2 protein-coding genes are annotated in these 1,781 nt (G+C 44.3%); both read left to right on the forward strand.

Going from position 1 to position 1,781, the window contains the following annotated elements; translation table 11 throughout:
- The first annotated feature begins 32 nt into the window (after positions 1-32).
- Complete coding sequence (gene rimP / locus A3729_RS17895; protein ID WP_068515210.1) at positions 33-566, forward strand: ribosome maturation factor RimP; 534 nt, start codon at positions 33-35, stop codon at positions 564-566.
- Positions 567-592: 26 nt separating this feature from the next.
- On the forward strand, positions 593-1,781 hold a 1,189-nt coding region (gene nusA / locus A3729_RS17900), incomplete at its 3' end, for a transcription termination factor NusA (protein WP_068634153.1).

Raw genomic sequence — 1,781 nt, forward strand, 5'->3', positions numbered from 1 at the left:
TTGTTTCTGAAATATGAAAAACGGTACTGCCATTGTCTGCAAAAAAGAAGCTGTTAGAAGAATTGATTGAACCGGTCATTGAAGGGCTGGGTTACGAGTGTTGGGGTATTGAATATATGTCCCAGGGTAAGCACTCTGTGTTGCGTGTGTTTATTGAAAGCGCACAAACCGAAGAAAAACAAGAAACTGAAGTCCCTGGTGAAGTAGATGAAAATATCACTGAGGAACAGGCCAGGGAAAGCGGCATAGAGCTCAAAGATTGTGAGCTGGTGAGCCGTCAGTTGAGTGGTGTAATGGATGTAGAAGATCCGATAAACGGAGAGTATACCTTGGAGGTTTCTTCGCCAGGCATGGATCGTCCATTATATAAGCTAAATCACTATGAACGGTTTCAGGGGCACCAAGTTGCCTTGAAATTACGCATGGCCTATGAAGGTCGTCGCAAGTACAGTGGTTTACTAAAAGGATTGGAAGGAAATGATATTGTTCTTCAGGTTGGTGAAGAAGAATTTTTATTTCCTATTGAAGCGATTGAAAAAGCGAACGTAGTGCCGCAGTTTGATTGAATTTGAAGATTGGAGCGAATGACGCGATGAATAAAGAAATTTTGCTAGTTGTTGAAGCAGTTTCAAATGAAAAGGGTGTTGAAAAAGATATTATTTTTGAAGCGATTGAACTGGCTTTAGCGGCAGCAACCAAAAAACGTTACGAAGACGAAGAAGACGCCAATATTGAAGTTAAGATCGACCGTAAGACTGGTGATCACGAAACCTTCAGGCATTGGACTATCGTTGATAATGAAGCTGTTCCAGGTTTGGGTACCGAGTTGACAATGCAGGAAGCAGAGGAAATAGATACATCTCTGCAACCAGGCGATATTCATACCGAACAGGTTGAATCAATTTCATTCGGTCGAATTGGTGCTCAGGCAGCAAAGCAGATTATTGTCCAGAAAGTTCGCGAAGCAGAGCGAGAGAAGATTGTCGATAGTTATCGCGATCGCGTCGGTGAACTTGTTTCAGGTACCGTGAAGAAAGTAACACGAGATAATGTGATTGTTGATCTAGGTAACAATGCTGAGGCATTACTTCCTCGTGAGAATCTGATCGCTCGTGAAGTTTTCCGAATGGGCGACCGTGTTAGGGCGCTTCTAGAAGAAATTCGAGTTGAAGTTCGTGGCCCTCAACTTATTCTGAGCCGTTCAGCGCCAGGTATGTTGATCGAGTTGTTTAAAATTGAAGTGCCTGAGATTTCAGAAGAAGTTATCGAGATTCGTGCCGCGGCGCGTGATCCAGGTTCTCGAGCTAAAATCGCTGTAAAAACTAATGATAAGCGAATTGATCCGGTTGGTGCTTGTGTTGGTATGCGTGGAGCACGAGTTCAGGCCGTCTCAGGTGAGTTAGGTAATGAGCGTGTCGATATCATCGTCTGGGATGATAACCCGGCTCAGCTAGTGGTTAACGCCATGGCGCCTGCCGAGGTTGCTTCTATCGTAGTAGACGAAGAAACAAATTCCATGAACGTTGCGGTATCTGAAGATAACTTGGCTATGGCAATCGGTCGAGCAGGGCAAAATGTTCGTCTGGCTGGTGAATTGACCGGCTGGGAATTGAACGTTATGTCTGAAGAAGATGCAGGTAAGCAGCAGGAAGAAGAGGTTGGCAAGTATGTTGACTTGTTTATCGAAACGCTTGATGTAGATGAAGACTTGGCGACTGAGTTGGTAAATGAGGGCTTTACTTCACTAGAAGAAGTCGCCTATGTACCGATTGAGGAAATGT

It is taken from the genome of Oleiphilus sp. HI0043, from assembly GCF_001634935.1.